Raw genomic sequence first — 22,551 nt, 5'->3', positions numbered from 1 at the left:
TGCCACGACAGGGGACTCGTTGCGATGCGCACCGACCTCGCTAGATTGTGAGGGTGAATCGACGGGGGCTCTGGGGCCAGCTGGTGCGGACCAAGAACGTGGACGACGTCGTGCGGCAGAACGAGGAACAGCCGGGCGGCGACCACCACGCCCGTCTGAGCAGACGCCTGACCCAGTGGGACCTGATGGGGTTCGGCGTCGGCATCGTGATCGGCACGGGCATCTTCACGCTCACCGGCGTGGCCGCCAAGAACAACGCCGGCCCGGCCGTGATGATCTCGTTCCTCATCGCCGGCGTGGTCGCCCTGCTGGCTGCGCTCTGCTACGCCGAGCTGGCCGCCGCAGTGCCGACCGCTGGGTCGTCCTACACCTACGCGTACACCACGATCGGCGAGGTGTTCGCGTGGATCATCGCGTGGGACCTGATCCTGGAGTTCGGGCTCGGTGCGGCCGTCGTGGCGCGCGGGTGGTCGGGCTACCTGCAGGACTCCTTCGGTCTGCCCGAGGCGTTCTTCGGTGAGGAGGACTCCGTCGTCAATCTCGGCGCCGCCTTCATCGTGCTGGTGCTCGGCTTCGTCGCCGCCATCGGCATCCGCGAGGCCAAGTGGCTCACCAACATGCTGGTGGTCGTCAAGGTCTCGGTCTGCCTGTTCGTCATCGCGGTCGGCATCTTCTTCATCAAGGTGTCGCTGTACAGCCCGTACATCCCGCCGTCGCGGCCACAGGAGGCAGACAACGCCCTCGCCGGCCTGCAGCAACCGTTGTGGCAGTTCGTCTCGGGCGCGGAACCGACGTCATTCGGGGTGACCGGTGTGCTCGTGGCCGCGGCGATCGTCTTCTTTGCCTACAGCGGGTTCGAGGCGGTGGCGAACCTGGGTGAGGAGACCAAGGATCCGGCCAAGGACATGCCGCGCGGGCTGCTCGGCACGCTGGCCATCTGCACCGTGCTGTACGTCCTGGTGTGCTTCGTGCTGGTCGGCATGGTCCGGTACACCGACCTGTCTGAGGGTGCTCCGATCTCCGACGCGTTCAGGCAGGTCGGTCTCGGCTGGGCCGGCATCCTGGTCGGGATCGCGGCGATCGCCGGCCTCACCTCGGTGATCCTGGTCGACATCGTGGCGATGGGGCGCATCGGATTCGCCCTGAGCCGCGACGGGCTCCTGCCGGCCAGCATCGGCAAGATCGACGAGAAGTACCAGACCCCGCTGCGTCTCACGGTCGGCACCACGATCGTGGTGGCCGTGATCGCCGCGTTCGTCCCGCTGGCCGCTCTGGCCGAGATGGTCAGCATCGGGACGCTGTTCGCGTTCCTCGTCGTCTCGATCGCCGTGGTGGTGCTGCGCCGCACGAAGCCGCACCTCGAGCGTCCTTTCCGCACTCCGCAGGTGCCGCTGCTGCCGGTCGTGTCGGCGGTGCTGTGCGTGGGCCTGATGACGAACCTGGCTGTCGAGACCTGGTTGCGGTTCCTCGTGTGGTTGGCGCTCGGTCTGCTGGTCTACGCCCTCTACGGACGCAAGCACGCGAACCTCGCGAGCCGGACGTCTACGATGGAGCCGTGAAACTCCTTCGCCTCGTGCCCCTGGCGGCTGCCGGCCTGTTGTTGTCGTCCTGCGGAGCGCTGACTCCCGGCGCCGCGGCCACGGTCGACAACCGGACCATCTCGATGTCCGCCCTCGACGACTCCGCACGCATCTACTGCGACGTCACGGCGCTGCAGGCGCAGCAGCAGGGCGTCCAGGCCATCGACAACGCCGCCATCCGGCAGCAGGCAGTCACCGACCTCGTGCTCGAGAGGGTTGCCACCGAGATCGCCGAGCAGCGCGACATCGCGGTGCCGACGCCGGTGAAGCCCGACCCCGCGCAGTTCGCCGAGGTGTTCGGTGATCGGGCCCCAGAGGTCGCCGACGTGTTGGCCCAAGCGCAGGATCTGTTCCAGCTGCTGGCACAGATCGGCGGCGACGAGACCTCCACCGAGGTCACCGACCAGAACCGCGACCAGCTGGCCGAGGCGGGTCGCACCGTGGCGCTGGAGTCGTTCAGCGAGTTCGACGTCGAGTTCTCGCCCCGGCTCGGACTGAGCGACGATGGCCAGCCGGCGCCGCAGATTGGCTCCCTGTCGGTCACGGCGACGCCTGGGACTCCAGCGGTCGAGGACCTGCCCGAAGCGCTGCGCTGCAGCTGATGTCGGCCTTGGCCGAGCTCGTGGAGGTCATGGACCGGCTGCGGCGTGAGTGCCCGTGGACGGCGCAGCAGACCCACGAGTCCCTGGCGCACTTCCTGCTGGAGGAGGCGCACGAGACCCTTGAGGCGTTGGAGTCTCCCGAGGATCCCGACCATCTGCGCGAGGAGCTGGGCGATCTGCTGATGCAGGTGGTCTTCCACGCTCGCATCGCCAGCGAGACTGACGGGTTCGACATCGACGACGTGGCGCGCGGCATCACTGCCAAGCTCGTCCGCCGCAACCCGCACGTGTTTGCCGACGGTGGCGCCTCCACGCCCGATGAGATCGACGCCGCCTGGCAGGCGGTCAAGGCGACCGAGAAGCGCCGCGACTCGGTGCACGACGGGATCCCACCCACTCTTCCGGCGCTCGCCTACGCCGACGCCGTGCTGCGTCGTCTGGGCGACCCGCCCGTGCAGCGTGCCGACGAGACGGCCGACATCGGGGCGCAGCTGCTGGCCCTGGTGGCCCTGGCCCGGGCCGAGGGGATCGACGCCGAGCAGGCGCTCCGCCAGCAGGTGCGCCATCTTCCCCCGGTGGCCCATTAGTCTGAGAACTGACACCCATCACCACCAAGGAGCATCTGTGGCACGCATCGAAGCCGTCGGAGCACGCGAGATCCTGGATTCACGAGGCAACCCGACCGTCGAGGTCGAGGTCGCCCTCGGCGACGGCACGATCGGTCGCGCTGCGGTTCCGTCAGGAGCCTCCACCGGCCAGTTCGAGGCCGTGGAGCTGCGCGACGGTGGCGAGCGGTACCTGGGCAAGGGCGTCCAGAAGGCCGTGGCCGGCGTGAACCAGAAGATCGGCCCCGCGCTGGTCGGCGTCGATGCTGACGAGCAGCGCGTCGTCGATGCGATCATGCTCGATCTGGACGGCACGCCCAACAAGGCCACGCTGGGCGCCAACGCCATTCTCGGCGTCTCGCTCGCCGTGGCCAAGGCGTCCGCCGACTCGGCGCGTCTGCCGCTGTTCCGCTACGTCGGAGGCCCGAACGCGCACGTGCTGCCGGTGCCGATGATGAACATCCTCAACGGTGGCTCGCACGCGGACTCCAACGTGGACATCCAGGAGTTCATGATCGCGCCCATCGGTGCGCCCACGTTCTCCGAAGCACTGCGCACCGGCGCCGAGGTCTACCACGCGCTCAAGGCGGTGCTCCGGGAGCAGGGACTGTCCACCGGACTGGGCGACGAGGGCGGTTTCGCGCCCAACCTGGACTCCAACCGGGCTGCGCTCGAGCTGATCTCCGTGGCCATCGAGAAGGCCGGCCTGACGGCTGGCACCGACGTCGCGCTGGCGCTCGACGTGGCAGCCAGCGAGTTCTTCAGCGACGGCGTCTACACGTTCGAGGGCGAGGCGAAGTCCGCCGAGGAGATGTCGGCGTACTACGCGCAGCTGGCCGCGGACTTCCCGATCGTCTCGATCGAGGATCCGCTCGACGAGGACGACTGGGCCGGCTGGACCACGCTCACCGACACCGTCGGCGATGACGTGCAGGTCGTGGGCGACGACCTGTTCGTCACCAACGTCGAACGACTCACCCGTGGCATCGAGGAGGGTGCAGCCAATGCCCTGCTGGTCAAGGTCAACCAGATCGGGTCGCTGACCGAGACCCTCGACTCGGTCGATCTCGCCCACCGGCACGGCTTCAGCTGCATGATGAGCCACCGATCTGGCGAGACCGAGGACGTCACGATCGCCGATCTCGCCGTCGCGACCAACTGCGGTCAGATCAAGACGGGTGCGCCGGCGCGCTCGGACCGGGTGGCGAAGTACAACCAGCTGCTGCGCATCGAGGAGCTGCTGGGCAGCGCCGCTGTCTATGCCGGCGCTTCGGCATTTCCTCGTCTGGCGTTCTGACCGCAGATGGCAGGGTCCTCACGCAAGCCGCCGCGGCGCCCGGGTGCATCACGCCCGGGCGCACCGTCGCGCGTGGGCAAGGTGGGCCCCAGCGGCAAGCGTCCGGGTGGCAAGCGTCCGACCAAGAAGTCAGGCAGCGGACCGCAGATCACGACCCGCGCCGTGCTGCTGCTGATGGTCGTGCTGCTGCTCGTGGGTTCGTACACCGCCACGTTCCGGGCGTGGTGGTCGGCGCAGTCGCAGATCTCGGCCTCGCAGGCCGAGCGCACCCAGCTGAAGTCAGAGATCGCTGGCCTGCAGGACCAGAAAGAGCGTTTCGACGACCCGGCCTACATCCGTCAGCAGGCGCGTGAACGATTCGGGTGGGTCATGCCCGGGGAGATCGGATATCGGGTGATCGGCGCTGATGGTGAGGTCCGCGGCGACGTTCCGACCCTCGACGCGCCGGCCGAGGCCCGCCCCGACGCCTGGTACGACAAGCTGTGGGGCAGCGTCGTCACCTCCGGTGAACCAGAGGGCGATGTCGCCCCGCCCGACACCACCGACGACGTGCTCGGGGAGGACGACGAATGAGCGTCACCGCCGAGGATCTCGACGCCCTCGCCGAGCAGCTCGGTCGTCCGGCACGCGGCGTCATCGAGGTCGCCTCACGGTGCCCGTCGGGCCACCCCAACGTGGTCAAGACCGAACCGCGGCTGCCCAATGGCACACCGTTTCCCACGCTCTACTACCTGACGTGTCCGCGGCTGGCCGGGCAGATCGGCACTCTCGAGGCGTCCGGTCTGATGCGCGAGATGAGTGCGAAGATCCTCCACGACGAAGCGCTCGCGCAGGCCTACCAGCGTGCGCACGAGGAATATCTTGCGGAACGTGTGGCCGTGGGGCACGTCCCGGAGATCGACGGCATCACCGCTGGCGGAATGCCCACCAGGGTCAAGTGCCTGCACGTCCTCGCGGCCCATGCGCTGGCCAAGGGCCCGGGGACCAACCCGCTCGGTGATGAGACCGTCGCCCTGCTCGGCGACTGGTGGGGCGCCTCGTCGTGCGCTCCGGCCGCGGACGCCCGGGAGTCGATAGGGTGAGGCGCATGCCTGACACGCGCACCCGGGTGGCCGCGATCGACTGCGGCACGAATTCGATCCGCCTGCTGGTCAGTGATGTGTCCGGCGACGAGAAGACCGACGTGCTGCGCGAGATGCGCATCGTCCGGCTGGGTGAGGACGTCGACCGCACAGGCCACCTGAGCGAGGCGGCCATCCAGCGCACGCTGGGCGTGTGCCGCGAATACGCCGAGCTGATCGCGATGTTCGGTGTCTCGATCGTCCGCTTCTGCGCCACCTCAGCGGTGAGGGACGCCGACAACGGTGAGGATTTCGGCGACGCCGTCGAGTCGATCCTCGGCGTGCGGCCCGAGGTCCTGGCCGGTGTCGAGGAGGCCCACGCCTCCTTCCTGGGAGCGACCAAGGGCCTGGAGCCGGGGCGCACGCTGGTGGTCGACATCGGTGGCGGCTCCACCGAGATCGTCGTCGGGTCGGGCGTGGCCGGTGATCCGTTCGAGACGGCGGTGTCGCTGGATGTCGGGTCGGTGCGGCTGACCGAGCGGTTTCTGCTCGGGGACCCGCCCACCGTGGCCGAGCTGACTGCCTGCATGACCCATCTCGACGCCCAGCTGGCTCCCATCGTCGGTGACATCACGCCTGTCGAGACCTTCGTGGGTGTCGCGGGCACCGTCACCACCGTCGCGGCCCACGCGCTGGCGCTGCCCTCGTACGACTCAGAGGCGCTCCATCTGGCACGTCTCTCGGTCGAGGACGTGCAGGGTGCCTGCCTGTCGCTGGCCCAGATGTCGATGATGGATCGCCGCAACCTGCCCTACCTCCACCCGGGCCGCGCCGACGTGATCGGTGGGGGAGCGCTCATCCTGGACCGGCTGATCGAGCTCATGCCACTGGCGACCGACGAGCTCATCATCAGCGAGCACGACATCCTCGACGGCATCGCCTGGGGCGCTGCGACGTAGGTCAGTGGTTCGCGATCAGATGGGCGAGCCGGTGTTCCATCGTTGATGGTGGCGTTTCGGGTGGTCGTCGATGTGCTGGTTCGGCGTCGACGGTGTGTCCGGACGGCAGGATCCATCTGAGGACGCGGTGTCCTTTGAGGGTGTGGTGGCGTCTGCAGAGGGGCCACATGTTTTCGCCCGAGGTTGGCCCGTCGGGCCAGGGTTGTCGATGATCGGCATCGCACCGATCCGCTGGAACCAGACATCCAGGTGCCTGACAGACCCCATCGCGGAAGAGAAGCGCGAGCTTGAGCGATTCGGGGGCCAGCCGGCCCACGTACTGGTGGGCCAGGACGTCGTCGGTGACCGGATCGACGATCAACCGATGCCAGACCGGGTTCGCGACCAGGTCGGGATTCAGGATCCAGGAGGCTGGGCACGACCAGGACCCGTCCGCGGCTTCGGCGAACCCGTCTTTGGCTCCGGTGAAGGTCTCGGCGGACAGCTTGACCGCGATGTGGGCGTGGATCGAGGTCTCGCCGTCCTCGTTGTTGGTCAACCACGACGCGAAGAGATCGGCCTGGCGTTGCGCCAGGGTGCGGGGATCGTCGGCGCCCATCGCCTTGGCCTCGACGGTGAGTCGCTTCATCGCCGCTGCAGCCTGCGGCGATGTCAACGACCCGAGCATGGTCGCCATTCCGTCGTCACCGTGACGCACATCGACGCGACGGTCAGCACGCGCTCGCTCGGCGCGTTCGAGCGCGAGATCGGTCTCGACCCGGTCGACGAACCGGCGCAACCATCGCCGCAGCTCAGTCACGGTGTGGGACTCGGCGTACGCGACGGCGCTCTGGTCGAGACGGATGTACGAGTCTTCACGCTGCAGAATCTCGACCGTGGAGGAGATCTCCCGCATGCGTGCTTCGTTGATGGTTCCGTCGCGGAACGCCAACCACACCCGAGGCGTGTGCTCCCGCACCCGATCCGCCGACGCCAAACGGCCGTGGACCTGGGCTTCGGACAACCCCATCGCCTGACCGATCTCCAGCACCACCGCCGCCTTCTCGACCTGCCGCATCAACGGCCGATCCACGCCAGCGATCCGCTGATACTCAGCATCGCGGTAGCGGATCATCGCCTCGGTCGCCCGAGCCTCCGCGCGAGCCTGCACCCGAGCGAGCTCGGTCAACCGACCGGTCTCCAGCTCATCGTCAGCGCACTCGTGGTTGCTCATATGTCCAACCTAGATGGAGCCACCGACAGTCCATTTTCCCGAGCAATCCCGGTGCGGATGGCCGCCTGATCGATGGGTGGGTGAGGATGGACGCATGAGCCAGGTGACGCTACGGACCGACCGGCTTCTCCTGGTCCCTCTGGCAGGTGAGCACCTCGAGCACGAGATCGAGCTCGACGCCGACCCCGAGGTGATGCGCTTCCTCGGAGCTGGCCGTCCGCGGACCCGCGACGAGGTCGAGGAGCTGCATCGTGCTCGGCTCGCGGCCGCTGATCTCGTGCGCGGCCTCGGCTTCTGGGCGGGACTGGTCGAGGGACAGTTCGTCGGGTGGTGGATTCTCGAGCCGCCGGAACGTGCCGACCAAGGCCCGGTGGAGGGGCAGGCTGAGCTTGGCTACCGGCTGCTGCGCCGACACTGGCGCAGAGGTCTGGCCAGCGAGGGAGCACGTGAGCTCATTCGGTACGGATTCGAGGACGTCGGGCTGGCCCGGATCTTCGCCGAGACGATGGCGGTCAACACTGCGTCGCGCGCGACGATGACCTCGGTGGGCATGCAGTACCTACGGACTTTTCACCCCGTGGGGGACGAGCCCCTTCCGGGCAGCGAGTGCGGCGAGGTGGAGTACGAGATCTCACGAGAGATGTGGGTGGCGGGCGATGAGCAGCCTTGGCACCACGCCGTCAACCAGCGTGACGCACGTAGGCCGCGAGGTGCTGGCCGGTGAGTGTGGAGGCGTCGGCGACCAGATCGGCAGGGGTGCCCTCGAAGACCACCCGGCCGCCGTCGTGGCCGGCGCCGGGACCGAGATCGATGACCCAGTCGGCGTGCGCCATCACGGCCTGGTGGTGCTCGATCACCACGACGGTCTTCCCGGCATCGACGAGTCGATCCAGCAGGGCAAGCAGCTGCTCGACATCGGCCAGGTGCAGGCCGGTGGTCGGCTCGTCGAGCACGTAGACCGAGCCGTCGCCGGCCATCTGCACGGCCAGCTTGAGCCGCTGGCGCTCGCCGCCGGACAGCGTGGTCAGCGGTTGACCGATCTTGACGTACCCGAGCCCGACGTCGACCAGACGATCGAGGATCTTGTGGGCCGCAGCGACTCTCGCCTCCGCGCTCGCGAAGAAACCGGCGGCCTCGTCGACCGACATGGCCAGCACCTCGGCGATGTCTCGCCCGCCGAAGGGGTACTGCAGGACGTCGGAGCTGAATCGTCGGCCCTCGCACTCCTCGCAGGTCGATGAGGCGCCGGCCATCATCGCGAGGTCGGCGTAGATGACGCCGGCACCGTTGCACACGGGGCAGGCGCCGTCGGAGTTCGCGCTGAACAGACCGGGCTTGACGCCATTGGCCTTCGCGAACGCCTTGCGGATCGGGTCGAGCATGCCGGTGTAGGTCGCCGGATTGCTACGGCGCGAGCCCTTGATCGCGCCCTGATCGACCGACACCACGCCGTCGCGGCCGACCAGCGAGCCGTTGATCAACGAGCTCTTGCCCGAGCCAGCGACACCGGTCACGGCGGTGAGCACCCCGGTGGGCACGTCGACGTCGACTCCCGTCAGGTTGTGCGTGCTGGCGCCACGGATCTCCAGGGCGCCCGTCGCCACACGCACGGTCTTCTTGAGTGTCGACCGGTCGTCGAGGTGGCGCCCCGTGAGGGTGTCGGCGGAGCGCAGTGCCTCGACGGTACCCTCGAAGACGATCGAGCCGCCGTCGGACCCGGCGCGCGGACCGAGGTCGACGACGTGGTCGGCGATCGCGATGGTCTCGGGCTTGTGCTCGACCACGAGCACCGTGTTGCCCTTGTCGCGCAGCTGCAGCAGCAGGGCGTTCATCCGTTCGATGTCGTGGGGGTGCAGGCCGATGGTGGGCTCGTCGAACACGTAGGTGACGTCGGTCAGCGCCGAGCCGAGGTGGCGAATCATCTTGGTGCGTTGAGCCTCGCCGCCCGAGAGCGTTCCGGCCGGACGGTCCAGGGACAGGTATCCCAGACCGATGTCGACGAACGAGTCGAGTGTCTCGTCCAGCACCGTCAGCAGCGGAGCGACCGTGGGCTCGTCGAGATCTCGCACCCAGGCGGCCAGATCACTGATCTGCATCGCGCACGCATCAGCGATGCCGAGATCGCCGATCTTCGAGGACCGGGCCTGCTCGCTCAACCGGGTGCCGTCGCAGTCCGGACAGGTCTGAAAGGTGATGGCCCGCTCGACGAAGGTGCGGATGTGGGGCTGCATGGCCTCGACGTCCTTGGCCAGCATCGACCTGGTGATCTGGGGGATCAGCCCCTGGTAGGTCAGGTTGATGCCGTCGACCTTGATCTTCGTGGGTTCCTTGTGGAGCAGGTCGTGGCGCTGCTTCTTGGTGAACGCGGAGATCGGCTTGTCTGGATCGAAGAATCCGCAGCCACGCAGGATGCGGCCCTGCCAGCCGCTCATGCTGTAGCCCGGCACGGTGATGGCGCCCTCGTTGAGGGTCTTGGTCTCGTCGAACAGGGCGGTGAGGTCGAAGTCGGTGACGGCGCCGCGGCCCTCGCAGCGCGGACACATGCCGCCGAGGCGGTTGAACGTGACCTTCTGCGCCTGGGACTTCTCGCCCCGGTCCACCGTCATCGCGCCGGACGCGCTGACGGTGGCCAGGTTGAAGCTGAATGCGTTGGGCCCGCCGATGTGTGGGTCGCCGAGTCGGCTGAACAGGATCCGGAGCATCGCGTTGGCATCGGTCGCGGTGCCGACCGTCGAGCGCGGGTTGGCGCCCATGCGTTCCTGGTCGACGATGATCGCGGTGGTCAGGCCCTCCAGCACGTCGACGTCGGGGCGCGCCATCGACGGCATGAATCCCTGCACGAAGGCGCTGTAGGTCTCGTTGATCATCCGCTGCGACTCCGCGGCGATCGTGCTGAACACGAGCGAGCTCTTGCCCGATCCGGACACGCCCGTGAAGACGGTCAGCCGGCGCTTGGGGAGGTCGACGCTCACGTCGCGCAGGTTGTTCTCACGCGCCCCGACGACGCGGATCAGGTCGTGGGTGTCGGCGGTGTGGGTGCCCATGAGGGACAGTCTGCAACATCGCCGGGGTGCATGATCGAGGTATGACCGATCAGATGCTGCGCGTCAGCGTGCCCGACGATTCCTGGCTCGATTCCCTGGACGACCTGACCGACCGCGTCGAGCTCGTGGTGTGGGACACCGCGACAGCTCAGCCCGAGGGGCACCTCGATCTGGTACTTCGCCCGTACGTGCTCGACAACTCCGTGCTGCCCGGCTTCGACACGGCGCGCATGGGTCTGGTCCAGGCCCAGTCGCTCGGATTTGACGGAGTGGCCGACGCGCTGCCGGCCGGTGGCACCTATGCCAATGCCGTCGGTGTGCACGAGGCGTCGACGGCCGAGCTGGCGATCGCGCTGGCCCTCGCGTCGTTGCGGCACGTCGACGACTTCGCCCGCGCGATGGGTGAAGGAGCGTGGGAGCAGCCATGGAGCTCGAGCCTGATCGACCGCCGCGTCATGCTGCTGGGTGTCGGAGGCATCGGCACTGAGCTGGCCAAGCGACTCGACGGGTTCGGCTGTGACCTGGTGCGGGTCGCCAACAGCGCGCGCGACGACGACCTCGGTCACGTGCACGCGACGTCCGAGCTGCCTGACCTGCTGCCCGCCGTCGACGTGGTGATCGTGGCCGTGCCGCTGACCGCCGAGACCACGGGGATGGTCGACGATGCGTTCATCGCCGCACTGCCTGACGATGCCCTGATCGTCAACGTGGCTCGCGGCAAGGTCGTCGACACCGACGCCGTGGTGCGCGCCGACGGCCGCATCCGGTTCGCCGCCGATGTCTTCGACCCCGAACCTCTGCCGGCCGACCACCCGTTGTGGACCGTGCCGCGCGTCCTCGTGTCGCCGCACGTGGGCGGACGGTCCAGTGCCATGCGGCCCCGTGTCGAGCGCGTCGTCCGCCGTCAGATCGACCGGCTGCTGGCCGGTCAGGAACCCGATGACGTCGTCGTCAGGACCTAGGGAATTCCCATGAATCGCCGATTTCCGCGCCCGCGCGACTTCGTGCCCCTGCTGAAGTTCAAGCGACCCATGCTGAATCCCACGCGGCGCCGCTTGGCCCGGGCACTGACGATCGACGACCTGCGCACCGTGGCGAAGCGACGGACCCCCAAGGCGGCCTTCGACTACACCGACGGCTCGGCCGATGACGAGATCTCGTTGGCCCGGGCCCGTCAGGCCTTTCGCGACATCACCTTCCACCCGGCGATCCTGCGTGACGTCTCGCGCGTCGACACCAGCGTCGAGGTGCTGGGGCGGCGGTCCGCGTTGCCTTTCGGGATCGCACCGACCGGCTTCACCCGCATGATGCAGACGGAGGGCGAGCGCGCTGGCGCGACCGCTGCAGAGGCTGCTGGCATCCCGTTCGCGCTGTCGACCATGGGGACCACCTCGATCGAGGAGGTCGCCGCCGCGGCCCCGCATGGCCGCAACTGGTTCCAGCTGTACATGTGGAAGGACCGGGACCGGTCGATGGCGCTGGTCGACCGCGCTGCGCAGGCCGGCTTCGACACGCTGGTGGTCACCGTGGACGTTCCTGTGGCCGGTGCCCGTCTGCGCGACACCCGCAACGGCATGACCATCCCGCCGACCCTCACGCCGCGCACCGTGCTCAACGCCGTGCCGCGACCGGCGTGGTGGATCAACTTCCTGACCACCGAGCCGCTGGCCTTCGCCTCCCTGGACTCGTGGTCGGGCACGGTCGCCGACCTATTGGACTCCATGTTCGATCCCACGGTCACCTTCGAGGACCTGGCCTGGATCACCGACCAGTGGCAGGGCAAGGTCGTCGTCAAGGGTGTGCAGAACGTGGCCGACGCCGTTCGTCTCGCCGAGATGGAGGTCGACGCGGTGCTGCTGTCCAATCATGGCGGTCGCCAGCTGGACCGTGCACCCGTGCCGTTCCACCTGCTGCCCGAGGTGCGTGCAGCCGTGGGCGATGCGCTTGAGGTGCATGTCGACACCGGGATCATGAGCGGTCAGGACATCGTGGCGGCCCTGGCTGCGGGAGCGGACTTCACCTACGTCGGTCGGGCCTACCTCTACGGGCTGATGGCTGGTGGACGCCCCGGAGTCGACCGAAGCATCGAGATCCTGCAGACGCAGATCGAGCGCACCATGCGTCTGCTGGGAGTCGCCTCGGTCGGCGACCTCCAACCCGAGCACGTCACGCAGCTGATGCGCCTGACACCTCGCCATTAGTTCGCGGCGGGTCTACGTTCGGACGATGAGCATTCATGTGGTCGCCGTCATCACCGCCAAGCCCGGATCCGAGGACAAGGTCCGCGAGGCCATGCAGGGTCTGGTCGAGCCGACCCGCGCCGAGGAGGGCAACATCGCCTACGAGCTGTCCGAGTCGCTGGCCACGCCCGGCACCTTCGTCACGATCGAGGAATGGAACGACCCCTCCGATCTCGACCAGCACATGGAGACCGACCACATCCAGAGCGCGCTGGCCGTCCTCGGCTCCGAGCTCGCCGCCGCGCCGGCCATCCACCCCCTCAAGCCGATCTGAGCGAGCTCTGCGGAAGCGTCCCGTAGCTGTTCGCGTAGACCGTGCCCGGCCTGGGATGGGTGAAGCGCAGACCCGACCAGGTGTCGTCGATGCGCAGGCAGGTGCTCTCGACCAGACCCGCGTCATAACCGATCTCGATGACCGTGTGGAGAGTCAGGTCGGAGCCGAGTCGGCGACCCTTGGGCCACGAGAGCCAGAGCTTGCCCGCCGGTGCGAGGTGCGCCTTCGTGGTCGCGAGCTCCACACGCATCTCGGCCTGGGTGGTCACGAACAGGTGGAGGTAGTCGAACGTCCCGGTCAGTACAGGATCCATCTCGAGATCGGGGAGCCCGAGCGTGTCGAGCACGCCGTGGGGCGCGTTGATCGTGTGAGCGCGCCATCTCGCTTTGATGCCCATTTTCTGGGCAACGCTGCGCGAGGGAGTTGTCATGTTCAGCACCGTAACGAGAGGGTCGGACAACTAGGCTGAGCTCGGCTCCCGTAGCCCAACCGGCAGAGGCAGGCGACTTAAAATCGTCCCAGTGTGGGTTCGAACCCCACCGGGAGCACCGGGAGCTTGGTCCGGTCGTCCCTGCAATTGCAGGGACGACCGGGCCTCTTCTTGGTGGTCTCGGTCGGTTTGAGCACGATTCAGACGCATCTGTGTGATGTTGCGGGGCGGGATGGCCCGGGTGGTCGCAGTCCCATTCGGTGCAGATTCATGTGAGTCGTGCGGCGATCTCGATGCGGGTGCTGAGGTCTTCGAGCTCGTCGAGGATGTCGACTGCGCCCCAGATCTGGTTGCGTTTGCTCTGCGTGAGGGGGGTGAGTATCTCGGCGTCGACGAGTCTTTGTATCGAGGCGTAGATGCCTGAGGTGGGTGCATCGATGAGCTTGGTTGCGTCGTCGGCGGAGAGGACCGGGATAGTGGTGATGGTCTCGAGCAGTTGGTGGGTGGCGCTGCGGCTGCGGACTCGTCCGAGGCGGGCGCGCCAGTCTTCGGGAATCTCGCGTAGGCGTTGTGCGGTGGTGAGGGACTCGAGGGCGGCAATGCGGCTTGCGTTCGCGAAGGCCAGGACAATCGGCGCAACTCTACCGTCGCGGTATTCGCCGAGCAGGTCGAAGTAGCGGTCGGCGCGGGCCACGATGGCCGAGGCGATGGGTATGACGACTTTCGTTGTGGTGCTGCGCCGGCGGAGGATGGTGTTGATCAGTGCTCGTCCGATCCGGCCGTTGCCGTCGGTGAAGGGGTGGATGGATTCGAACTGCGCGTGGGCGATCGCTGCCTGCGCCAGGACTGGGATGTCGTCGCGATTCGTGAAGGTGATGAGGTCGTGCATGTAGTCGTCGACGGTCTCGGGTGGGGGAGGGACGAACAGAGCGCCGCGTGGTGAGAAGTTGCTCCCGCCGATCCAGTTCTGCATGTCGCGTATGCGACCGGCGTACGTCGATTCGCTGGGGTCGTCCTTCATGAGCGCCCGATGGGCCGTAGCGAGCGACTCGAGGGAGATGTGCCCGGACTCGGTGACGTCGTCGATCATCGCTTGTAGTGCGCTGGTGGCCGCGACCATAGATACAGCCGAGGAGTTTGCTTTTGATCCGCGCATCGCGCGGGCGTAGTCAGTGATCGAGGCTTCGACGTGCTCGATCTTCGAGGACGCGACTGACTCCGTGCGCAGCAGCATGCTCGAGACGGCGCGGAGGGCGTCGGCATGCACGCTTTGGTCGAGCACCGTGATGGCGCGTGAGGCGTCGTCCATGACTGTTACGAGAGCGGAAGGGAACGTGGGTGACAGACCTGCGATCTTGGGTGGGAGCCACACGTCGACCGAGTTGAACAGTCGGTCCTCGCGTGGGCACTGACGCTGAGACTGCGACCAGGCCCGTGTCTCGCGGCTATGCGCAGGCCAGTCAGCATCGGGGGTTGTCTGATTGTTGTTCGGATCCACCGGGCGCCTCCGTAAGTCGGACATAACATAACACTATTCCGATTTAACACATCTAGATAGGAATAATGTCGCCGTAGTTCCGACTCAGACTCGCTCTCCGGGTCCTCTCCTGCGTGTCAGGGCATTTCGCCCAGAATGACGCGCCCCGATGACCGCCGTGTGCTCGAAGACGTGACGCTTTGTGCGATGCGGCTGCCAGATGAACGGGCACGACAGCGAGCGACTGTCGGGGGGCCTGCTGGAGACCTTCCAGTTCACTCCGTCAACAATCGGTTTAGGCTGACCGAGTCAAGCCGACCTACGACGGGTCTGAGTTCGGAGCCTGCTTCGATTGCTCGTCAAGCATTTGCTGCAGGGAATCGAAGAGCCTCTCGAGTCGTTCGACTGTGGACGGTTCCAATTCAACTTTATCGTTCGAGGCATACAGTTCCATTACGCCTTGGCTAACAGCCTTCTTGGCGCTGGGTCGCGTTGATTCATCGGGGAAAACGTGTTCGACGATCATTCGACGGTCGACTTCGCTCAGGAGAGACTCGGCCTCAATGGCGGTCTCGTCTCCACAAAGTTCAGGAAGAAGCGCGTGACGCCCCGCTAGAGCTGGCTCAAACAGGCTTTGGTATCGCTCAAGTTGTTCACGGCCGGCCTTGTCGCCATCAAGTAGAAGTATGAACGGCTTTGCCCAGCCGATATAGAGCCCGATGGCTGGTGCAAGTGTCCCGGCGCCAGTGCCGGGAACAATTGCTGGACAACGATCCCCGACTCCGAGGACCTCATGCGCGTACCGGAGAAGGTAGAAGTCCGACTTCCCTTCAACTAGCACCGCATGCGGGATCGGCTCCAGATTTGATGGCCGGTAGTCGAGAAGGTCGAGGACCGGCTGGAAGTATGAAGTCTGAGTTGGATTATCATTCACGAATCTCCGGTACGGTGCGGCGCTGATAGACGTTTTTGCACCTACCTGCGCGTTGAAGTACTCATCGAAGGCCAAGGAACCAAGCGCTTCGTTCTTGACGACGTAGGCCGAGTCGAGCCATCGCAAATTGATGAGGTGGTGGCTGTGCGTCGTGTACACGAGGCTGCATCGTTCCGTGAGGGTCTCGAAACTCTTGAGGAGCTCCGCCTGGGCACTAGAGTGCAAGTTTGATGCAGGCTCGTCGAGCAGAAATAGCGGCCGTTGTTCCTCCTTTCCGGTTCTCGTTCCGCTGAACGAGGTCATCAACAGGAACATGAAGAACCATCTGAAGCCAAGGCTCCGCTCCGAGAGATCGTAGTAGCCGTCAGGCCCCTTAATCTGCAGCTCAAGGTACGCCGCTGAATTCTCGAGGTCCGCTTGGATCTGTACCTCCTGTGCAATTGGTGCTCGCCCGAATATGCGGTTCCACCCGTCAAAGATGGTGTTAGTTATTGATCGGCTCATCCCGAGAAGGACTGCTTCAAGGCTTCGTTTGTCGGCCCTCTCCTTCGAGTCCAGACGGTCGACGACGTGAGTCGCAAGATTCGCATCATTGGCCTGTTCGCCAAGAACCTGCTCAAAGATTGCCCGGTAGAAGGTGCTCCTATCGCGCTCCTCGTCGTCGAGTGAGTCCAGGCCCGTTAGAACAAACCTCTCAGGCAACTCGAAAAGGAAGTTCGGGAAGTACCAGATCCTTGGGAGCGCCTGTTTCAGGTGAGCAACTGCACCTTGCCACTCGTCTGAGCCAGCACCGTACTTACGCGTGTTCCGCTGCTGCCCCTTGAGCCCCTGGATGGTGAGGTCCCAAACGCGGCTCGCTCCGTCGCTCCGAGAGTTGGAAAACTTGTACTGTTCCTTGATCGTGATCTCGTCTGGAACATCGGTGAGCGTCAGGCTGTGCTCCCGCTTCATGTGAGCCTTCAAACTCGCCTTATCGGCTTTGTCCAGTGACACCGTCGCTGAAATCAGAATCGGCTCATTAAAGTTTGCTCGCTGCGAGATGGGTATCCATTGCTCGGGATCGCGAAGCGACTCGAGGCCAGGGTTGATCGCGTCCATATTCTCTGAGCCGTACGAGAAGCAGAAGATCGCTTCCAAGATCGTCGTTTTTCCGCTTTCGTTTAGTCCGACGAGAGTGGTGACGTCTCCTGTCAATGAGATCTCGAGGTCGTCGATTCCCTTGAAGTTCTTGAACCTGAACTTTGTGTATCGCAATTCGGGCTCTCCTGACTCAGCGTCAGGTCAGGCTACTTGGACCGGAGCGCAAATCCAGGCTCATTGGCGCTTGATTCCACTAAACGACGGAATCGTGAATCCATTGGGAACGCAGTGCATCGAACCACCGCCTTCGGGTCATGAACCCAAGGTCCCGTCTTCCGCGCTCAGGCGCGAGGGTCCGATTGGCCTGGGACAGACCCCAGAAGCGATTGGTACCGCTCGCCCCACGCTATGAGTCGGTCATCCCACGCTGGCGTTTCCATCATTCGATTTATTGACGCCAGGCTTCGCAGCAAGTTGCTCACGCAGAATGCGCCGTCAAGTCGTGTCCCATCGGTGTTTGGCATGATCAAGACTCGCTTACCATCGCGATCCCAGTACGGCGCCGCAGTGGACCAGCTGGGATGGCTATGTGCTGTTTCAATTAGCCACGCCGCTTGGTCGTTCGGGTGTCCATACTTTTCCATCCGCGCGGTCACGTTTGTAAGCATGTGACTTTCGCTCAGATTCCCCGTCGCCTTGATTGCGTCTTCCGCAGTCTCGGCCCAGATGCTCCAGGTCGCGGAAGTCCAACCAGCGCTGGCCTGCGCTTCCTGTCGCTTTTCGGAGGATTTTGCGTGAACCCGATTCACAACATCGACGGCGTCATCACCCACCGCTGCGACACCCATCGCAATGCGATCGTGTGCTCGAGCGCGGCGCGCCTCAAAGGCCATGACTCCGTGCCTAGCTCCGAACGGTGCATCAGCATCACGGCATCGCAGGTGCGCACGACACGCATAATCCAACCGTGCGCGATCAGCTGAACCTGACGATGAGTCGACTTGAAGTGGAGCATTCCGCCGCTGTCGGGATATAGGCCACGGGCCTCGTCGTAAAGAGCTTGGAAAAGCTCATCCATTTTTTGGCGGGTCACGCACCAAGTGTGTACCTGGCTACGTCATACCGCCGCAAACGAAGCTGGTTCGAAAACGACACGCAGCCGAGGGCCTGCGCGGTTAGCCTGATACTCCGTCTCGGCAGGAGGGTCTCCCGTGCACGTAAGTACATTGACCGAACAGCTACTTTTCGTCACTGTACGAATTACGACGTTGACCTCTGACGGGCGGGCCGGCAGCGGTACCGGCTTCTTGCTCGCTGAAGACTCGCCCGGCGGAGGAACGGCCCTCCTCTTAGTCACAAACAAGCACGTGATCGAGGGCTCCGCTCTTGTGACGATGCACTTCCTGGCCGCTACTCCTGCTGGCCAGCCGGCCCTGGGGCAAGAACTCGCCGTCTCCGCGGAACCTGCCCAATTCGTTGGCCATCCAGACGCGGCCGTAGATATCGCCATGGTCGGCATTGGCGGCGCACTTCAATCGCTCGCCGACGCCGGCACTCCGGCATTCTTCCGGTCCATAGCCACCGAAATGTGCGCGACTTCGGCGGTGCTTAGTGAGTTCGAGCCGATCGAGCCTGTCACTTTCATCGGTTACCCGAACGGTCTTTTCGACTCAACTTCTTTCTTACCAATCGTCCGACAAGGCCATTCGGCGACTGCCCTCGACATCGACTACGAAGGAAAGCCAACGTTTCTCATCGACGCTTCGGTCTTTCCCGGCTCCAGCGGAAGTCCCGTCTTCCTCGTTCCTCGGCCGTCGGCTCCCGACAAACGCGGCAACATCGTTATCGGAGGAGCTCCTCGTCCGCCGGTATTCCTCGGAGTGGTGGCAGCCGTCCATCAACGCCAAGTTCCTGTCTTGCAGACAAGCGCCGGCGTCGGCATCCCGTTCGTCTACGACTTGCTCGACTTGGGCATCGTTTACAAGGCCCGAGAGGTGCACGCCTTGGCTCGACAAATAATTGACGCTGGCTGAGGGCCGCCGATGTTGGGATAGTTCATTCACGCGAACCTGGGCGGCCTCGTTTCTCACTGACCCTCATCATCGTTCGGGAACTGATTTTCATGCGTGGACGTGTCACGGCACGGGGTATCAAGCCGCGTCATTCCACCGCTTATGACCGACGTTCCGGTGAGCACGGTTTGAGCACAAGTGTGCGTGATTCGTACGCATCTGCCCCACGGCGGGTGATGGTCTCGACGCCGAAATTGGAGTGGAAAGCGCCATTCGCGAGGTTCTAACGGTCGGTCGAATAGGGTTCGCCCCACCGGGAGCACGTGGATGAGTGTCGCTCCGATTCGTCTACACGTGGTCTCGGGGGATGGTCCGGTCCCAGTTGAGCGAGACCACACGCTCTTGCCCTTCGTAGGCGTCGAGCTGGGCGTGCAGGTGGAAGTCGGTTGGTGTAGAGGTCAGCACGGTACGGGTGACGGTCTGGACGTCCCAGTCGCCGCGACGAAAGCCCATCGTCCATGTCGTCTCGCCGCGCAGCGAGCCGTAGTCGTCCGCGATCGAGCTGTAACGCTCGTCGGCCCGCCGGGTCACCTCCAGGCCGATGTCGTCGATCCGCACGACGCCCAGGTCGTTGACGACCTCGAGGGCGGACTCGTAGTCGACCAGGTCGCGAGTGACCCGCCACTGGTGTTCGCCGTTGCGGATCTGCGTGACGGAGATCGGTTCGGCCCCCTCGGGATCACCGAATGGGTGCATGGACACCTCGTCGGACTCGCGCACCGGCCGTACCGGTAGCACCAGCCGGCTCGAGCCGGCTGTCACGTCGAGCCGCGCGGACTCCGGAGATGCCCACGCCAGGGGCCAGTAGGACGTGGAGATGGACAGACGCATGCGGTGTCCGGCGGCGAAGGCATGCGCGACACCGTTCATCACGACCCGCACGCGGTACCGCTGGCCGGGCACGAGCGGCTGCGGGTCGGCGTGGCTGTCGCGGTGAGTGAGATTCAGCAGTCCGTACGTGACCCGGGTCGACCTGCCGTCGGGTGCGATGTCCGAGAGGCGCACGGCGACCATGGCGTCGGGACGGTCCGCGGTGACGTCGAGCTCGACGGCAGGGGAGCCGAGGATCTCGTGCTGCTGCTCGAGCACATCGCTGTCGAACACGAGCGATCCGCCGTCCTCCTCCCGCTGGTCGTACGGGAGGTCCGGGGGCGCGTTGTACGAGCACCACTTGCCGGCGAACTGGCCGACCGACAGCGGAGACTCGACGCTCATGGTCTGCTCGGCGACGGTCTCGTCGGGGGCGGCGAGGCGGTGTCTCGCGAGCGGGTGCGTGACCTTCTCGACGTGCGGTGACGGCCAATTCGGCTCTCCCACCCACCGGCCAGGGCGTTCTTCGTACGCGGTGAGTGGTGGGACGCTGTCCTGCATCCACACCCGTAGCTTGGGTGCCTGGTCGATGTCGTTGTCGATACCTTTGAGCCAACGGTCCCACCAGCGAACGGCCTCTTGGAGGAAGCCGATCGCGGGCCCGGGCTGGCCGAGGTGCGGATACTTGTGTGACCACGGCCCGATCAGTCCCTGTGATGGTGACTCCAGGTTCTCGATCATGCGGAAGACGGCGTTGGAGTAGCCGTCGGCCCAGCCGCTGACTGCGAGGACCGGGATGTTCACGTCTGCGTAGTCCTCACAGATCGACCCGTGCTCCCAGTAGGCGTCGCGCCGTTGGTGTCGCAGCCACTCGTCCAGCCACAGCCCGCTGCCGTGCAGCCGTTCCATCCACATCTCGCGCCACGTGTCGCCGACCAGCTCGGGGTCGGGCGGGCTCGACGTGTAGGCGAACATCGTCGATGCCCAGGAGAGGTTGTCGCTGAGCAGGCACCCGCCCATGTAGTGGACGTCGTCGGCGTAGCGGTCGTCGGTGGAGCACACCGTGACGATGGCGCCGAGGCCCTTCGGTCGACGCGCTGCCACCTGGAGGGCGTTGAATCCGCCCCAGGAGATGCCCATCATCCCGGTGTTGCCGTCGCACCATGGCTGGGCTGCCAGCCACGCCAGGACGTCCTCGGCATCGCGAAGCTCCTGCTCGAGGTACTCGTCGGTGAGCACCCCTTCGGAGTCGCCGCTGCCGCGCAGGTCGACGCGTACGCACGCGTAGCCGTGTCCGGCTATGTACGGGTGGTGGATCGAGTCACGCTGCGCGGTCAGGTCGCGCTTGCGGTACGGGATGAGCTCGAGGATCGCCGGCACCGCAGCAGCATCGGCGGGCCGCCAGATACGAGCGGCCAGACGGGTTCCGTCGGACACCTCGATCCATACGTGCTCGTCCTCGGTGATCTGGTGCGGAAAGTCCGTCACCGTGTGCATGGCCGAATCAGACATCGAACACCTTTCCGTCGATCTCGTAGCCAAGCATCTCCACGCACCTCCGGTAGATCCGGGTCAGCTCGTCCTCGTCATGTGCTCCCATGAAGATCTGGGCCAGCTCGAAGCTGTAGCTGTCCTGCTGGGACTGGTCGGACAGCCGATCGCCCTTGCCCACCATGGGATGCACCGTCACTCCCGGCAGCTCTTGCTCGATCCGTGCGATGTCGTCGGGGCCCGGACTCCGGGTGACGACACCGTCCCCGAAGGCACGCATGAACCACTTCGCCGCGACGTCGTGCTCGCCCGCCCCGCGCATCGTGCTCGGCTCATGGCCGGTCGCCAGCTCGACCAGCACCTCGTGGTTGGAGACGCCGTCGACGTACTCGAACATCTTGGCGTGTGACTGCGAGTGTCGCGGATTCACCTCGAGCAGCCGCAGCCGGTCGGTGTCGGGGTCCCAGAAGTATTCGATGTTGAAGGTCGTCCACGTCAACCCGATCTGTTCGATCACCTTGACGGAGCTCTCGATGAGCCGTTCGGACACGCTCGCGGGAAGCTGGGCCGGGTACTGATAGCGAAGGAAGCTCGACGTCTCGGGATACACCAGAGAGTCGATGATCCCGTAGACGTGCACGTCTCCTCTAGTGCTGTAGCCCTCCACGGTGATCTGACGACCGCCGACGGCCTCCTCGGCGAGGCAGGCCGTGGCACCGACCTCCGCGATCTCGGCGGGCAGGTCGACCCGGTCCAGGACGAACTCGAACGGCTCGCCGAACTTGCCGATGCCGCCGCGCATCTCATCGAGGGCGGTCTTCAGCTCGACGTCGTCCTCGACCCGGAACGCCAGCTCCGAGGACGCCGACTTCACCGGCTTGACCCACACCGGATAGCTCAGCTCGGGCGGGAGCCCGTCGTCCTTGTCGAGGTCGAGGATGGCAAAGCCGGGGACGTCATCGATCACCTTGCTCTGCTCGACGCGGCTCCAGTACTTGTGCTCACACGTGGCCACGGCCTCCAGGTTCGGACCGTGCAGCCCGAACTGCTGACACAGGATCGGGACCATCGAGCTGACGGGAAAGTCCCAGTACCCCACGACGGCGTCGATCGTGCCATCGAAAGCTTCCAGCGTCGCCTGAGCACGCTCGAGCAGGCCGGCAAGGTCGATCTCATCCGTGCCCACGAGCTCATCCTTCGGCAGAAGCTGGTGGATCGCGTATTCGGCAGGCAGATGGTGAAGAGTCTCGAGATTCAAGTCGTCGAGACCCAGGACGAAGACGTTGGTGGTCATGAGAAGAGAGGTACCCACCACACGCAGATCAACGCGACGCGCAATCCATCGACCAGGCTTCGTGTGCTTCCGGCAGTGTCGATTGGGG

The 22,551-nt window shown here is 65.4% G+C and carries 20 protein-coding genes and 1 tRNA gene; 13 read left to right on the top strand and 8 right to left on the bottom strand.

The genetic code is table 11. From position 1 onward, the window contains the following. Positions 1-53 precede the first annotated feature (53 nt). The 7 genes from ACHAA3_RS01830 to ACHAA3_RS01800 all read left to right on the top strand — a co-directional run bounded on the left by ACHAA3_RS01830 (position 54) and on the right by ACHAA3_RS01800 (position 6,104). Positions 54-1,559, top strand: a complete 1,506-nt coding sequence (locus ACHAA3_RS01830) for an APC family permease (protein ID WP_435707224.1) — start codon at positions 54-56, stop codon at positions 1,557-1,559. Then, complete coding sequence (locus ACHAA3_RS01825) at positions 1,556-2,182, top strand: hypothetical protein (protein WP_435707223.1); 627 nt, start codon at positions 1,556-1,558, stop codon at positions 2,180-2,182. Before ACHAA3_RS01830 ends, ACHAA3_RS01825 begins: the two co-directional genes overlap by 4 nt. After that, a complete protein-coding gene (locus tag ACHAA3_RS01820) occupies positions 2,182-2,769 on the top strand; it encodes a MazG family protein (RefSeq protein WP_435707222.1) in 588 nt (195 codons plus the stop codon). The genes ACHAA3_RS01825 and ACHAA3_RS01820 overlap by 1 nt, the downstream gene beginning before the upstream one ends. 37 nt (positions 2,770-2,806) lie before the next feature. Further along, complete coding sequence (eno, locus tag ACHAA3_RS01815) at positions 2,807-4,084, top strand: phosphopyruvate hydratase (RefSeq protein ID WP_435707221.1); 1,278 nt, start codon at positions 2,807-2,809, stop codon at positions 4,082-4,084. A gap of 72 nt (positions 4,085-4,156) precedes the next feature. After that, entirely contained in the window at positions 4,157-4,657 is a 501-nt protein-coding gene (locus ACHAA3_RS01810; protein WP_435707220.1) for an FtsB family cell division protein, read from the top strand. Next, positions 4,654-5,166: a DUF501 domain-containing protein gene (locus tag ACHAA3_RS01805; RefSeq protein WP_435707219.1), complete on the top strand. Its 513-nt coding sequence runs from the start codon at positions 4,654-4,656 to the stop codon at positions 5,164-5,166. The genes ACHAA3_RS01810 and ACHAA3_RS01805 overlap by 4 nt, the downstream gene beginning before the upstream one ends. Before the next feature lie 5 nt (positions 5,167-5,171). Continuing rightward, positions 5,172-6,104: a Ppx/GppA phosphatase family protein gene (locus tag ACHAA3_RS01800; protein WP_435707218.1), complete on the top strand. Its 933-nt coding sequence runs from the start codon at positions 5,172-5,174 to the stop codon at positions 6,102-6,104. Position 6,105: 1 nt separating this feature from the next. On the opposite strand, the gene ACHAA3_RS01795 is transcribed toward ACHAA3_RS01800, so the two are convergent. Continuing rightward, on the bottom strand, positions 6,106-7,317 hold the full coding sequence (locus tag ACHAA3_RS01795; protein ID WP_435707217.1) for a DUF222 domain-containing protein: 1,212 nt from the start codon (positions 7,315-7,317) through the stop codon (positions 6,106-6,108). 94 nt (positions 7,318-7,411) lie between these two features. Here ACHAA3_RS01795 and ACHAA3_RS01790 point away from each other — a divergent pair, with 94 nt between their 5' ends. Next, positions 7,412-8,041 (top strand): GNAT family N-acetyltransferase, encoded by a 630-nt coding sequence (locus ACHAA3_RS01790; RefSeq protein ID WP_435707216.1) that lies wholly within the window; start codon positions 7,412-7,414, stop codon positions 8,039-8,041. Here the strand turns inward: ACHAA3_RS01790 and ACHAA3_RS01785 are convergent. Continuing rightward, the gene (locus tag ACHAA3_RS01785; RefSeq protein ID WP_435707215.1) at positions 7,998-10,361 is read right to left on the bottom strand and encodes an ATP-binding cassette domain-containing protein; all 2,364 of its coding nucleotides are present in this window, start codon (positions 10,359-10,361) and stop codon (positions 7,998-8,000) included. The two genes, ACHAA3_RS01790 and ACHAA3_RS01785, sit on opposite strands and share 44 nt — an antisense overlap. Before the next feature lie 41 nt (positions 10,362-10,402). On the opposite strand from ACHAA3_RS01785, the gene ACHAA3_RS01780 reads away from it, so the two are divergent. The 3 genes from ACHAA3_RS01780 to ACHAA3_RS01770 are packed head-to-tail and all read left to right on the top strand — an operon-like array spanning position 10,403 to position 12,875. Continuing rightward, positions 10,403-11,323: an NAD(P)-dependent oxidoreductase gene (locus ACHAA3_RS01780; RefSeq protein ID WP_435707214.1), complete on the top strand. Its 921-nt coding sequence runs from the start codon at positions 10,403-10,405 to the stop codon at positions 11,321-11,323. Between the two features lie 9 nt (positions 11,324-11,332). Next, positions 11,333-12,562 (top strand): alpha-hydroxy acid oxidase, encoded by a 1,230-nt coding sequence (locus ACHAA3_RS01775; RefSeq protein WP_435707213.1) that lies wholly within the window; start codon positions 11,333-11,335, stop codon positions 12,560-12,562. Positions 12,563-12,587: 25 nt separating this feature from the next. Next, on the top strand, positions 12,588-12,875 hold the full coding sequence (locus ACHAA3_RS01770; RefSeq protein ID WP_435707212.1) for a putative quinol monooxygenase: 288 nt from the start codon (positions 12,588-12,590) through the stop codon (positions 12,873-12,875). Here the strand turns inward: ACHAA3_RS01770 and ACHAA3_RS01765 are convergent. Continuing rightward, on the bottom strand, positions 12,862-13,305 hold the full coding sequence (locus tag ACHAA3_RS01765) for a hypothetical protein (RefSeq protein ID WP_435707211.1): 444 nt from the start codon (positions 13,303-13,305) through the stop codon (positions 12,862-12,864). The genes ACHAA3_RS01770 and ACHAA3_RS01765 overlap by 14 nt on opposite strands. A 44-nt stretch (positions 13,306-13,349) precedes the next feature. On the opposite strand from ACHAA3_RS01765, the gene ACHAA3_RS01760 reads away from it, so the two are divergent. Beyond that, positions 13,350-13,423: transfer RNA gene (locus ACHAA3_RS01760), tRNA-Leu, on the top strand. Between the two features lie 150 nt (positions 13,424-13,573). Here the strand turns inward: ACHAA3_RS01760 and ACHAA3_RS01755 are convergent. The 3 genes from ACHAA3_RS01755 to ACHAA3_RS01745 all read right to left on the bottom strand — a co-directional run bounded on the left by ACHAA3_RS01755 (position 13,574) and on the right by ACHAA3_RS01745 (position 17,889). Then, positions 13,574-14,614 carry a Fic family protein gene (locus ACHAA3_RS01755; protein ID WP_435707210.1) on the bottom strand — a complete coding sequence of 347 codons (1,041 nt, stop codon included), beginning with the start codon at positions 14,612-14,614 and terminating at the stop codon, positions 13,574-13,576. Positions 14,615-15,101: 487 nt separating this feature from the next. Then, positions 15,102-16,970, bottom strand: coding sequence for an ATP-dependent nuclease (locus ACHAA3_RS01750; protein WP_435707209.1), 1,869 nt, complete (start codon positions 16,968-16,970; stop codon positions 15,102-15,104). A 631-nt stretch (positions 16,971-17,601) separates the two neighbouring features. Beyond that, a complete protein-coding gene (locus ACHAA3_RS01745; protein WP_435707208.1) occupies positions 17,602-17,889 on the bottom strand; it encodes a hypothetical protein in 288 nt (95 codons plus the stop codon). 118 nt (positions 17,890-18,007) lie between these two features. On the opposite strand from ACHAA3_RS01745, the gene ACHAA3_RS01740 reads away from it, so the two are divergent. Beyond that, positions 18,008-18,829: a S1 family peptidase gene (locus ACHAA3_RS01740; protein ID WP_435707207.1), complete on the top strand. Its 822-nt coding sequence runs from the start codon at positions 18,008-18,010 to the stop codon at positions 18,827-18,829. A gap of 327 nt (positions 18,830-19,156) precedes the next feature. On the opposite strand, the gene ACHAA3_RS01735 is transcribed toward ACHAA3_RS01740, so the two are convergent. Beyond that, entirely contained in the window at positions 19,157-21,190 is a 2,034-nt protein-coding gene (locus ACHAA3_RS01735) for a CocE/NonD family hydrolase (protein ID WP_435707206.1), read from the bottom strand. Then, a complete protein-coding gene (locus ACHAA3_RS01730) occupies positions 21,183-22,463 on the bottom strand; it encodes an ATP-grasp domain-containing protein (RefSeq protein ID WP_435707205.1) in 1,281 nt (426 codons plus the stop codon). Before ACHAA3_RS01730 ends, ACHAA3_RS01735 begins: the two co-directional genes overlap by 8 nt. Positions 22,464-22,551 lie beyond the last annotated feature (88 nt).

The sequence above is a fragment of the Aeromicrobium sp. CF3.5 genome, from assembly GCF_051262695.1.
Taxonomy (GTDB): Bacteria; Actinomycetota; Actinomycetes; order Propionibacteriales; family Nocardioidaceae; genus Aeromicrobium.
The sequence above is the reverse complement of the archived record's forward strand: the minus strand, read 5'-3'. Positions and strand labels throughout refer to the sequence as shown.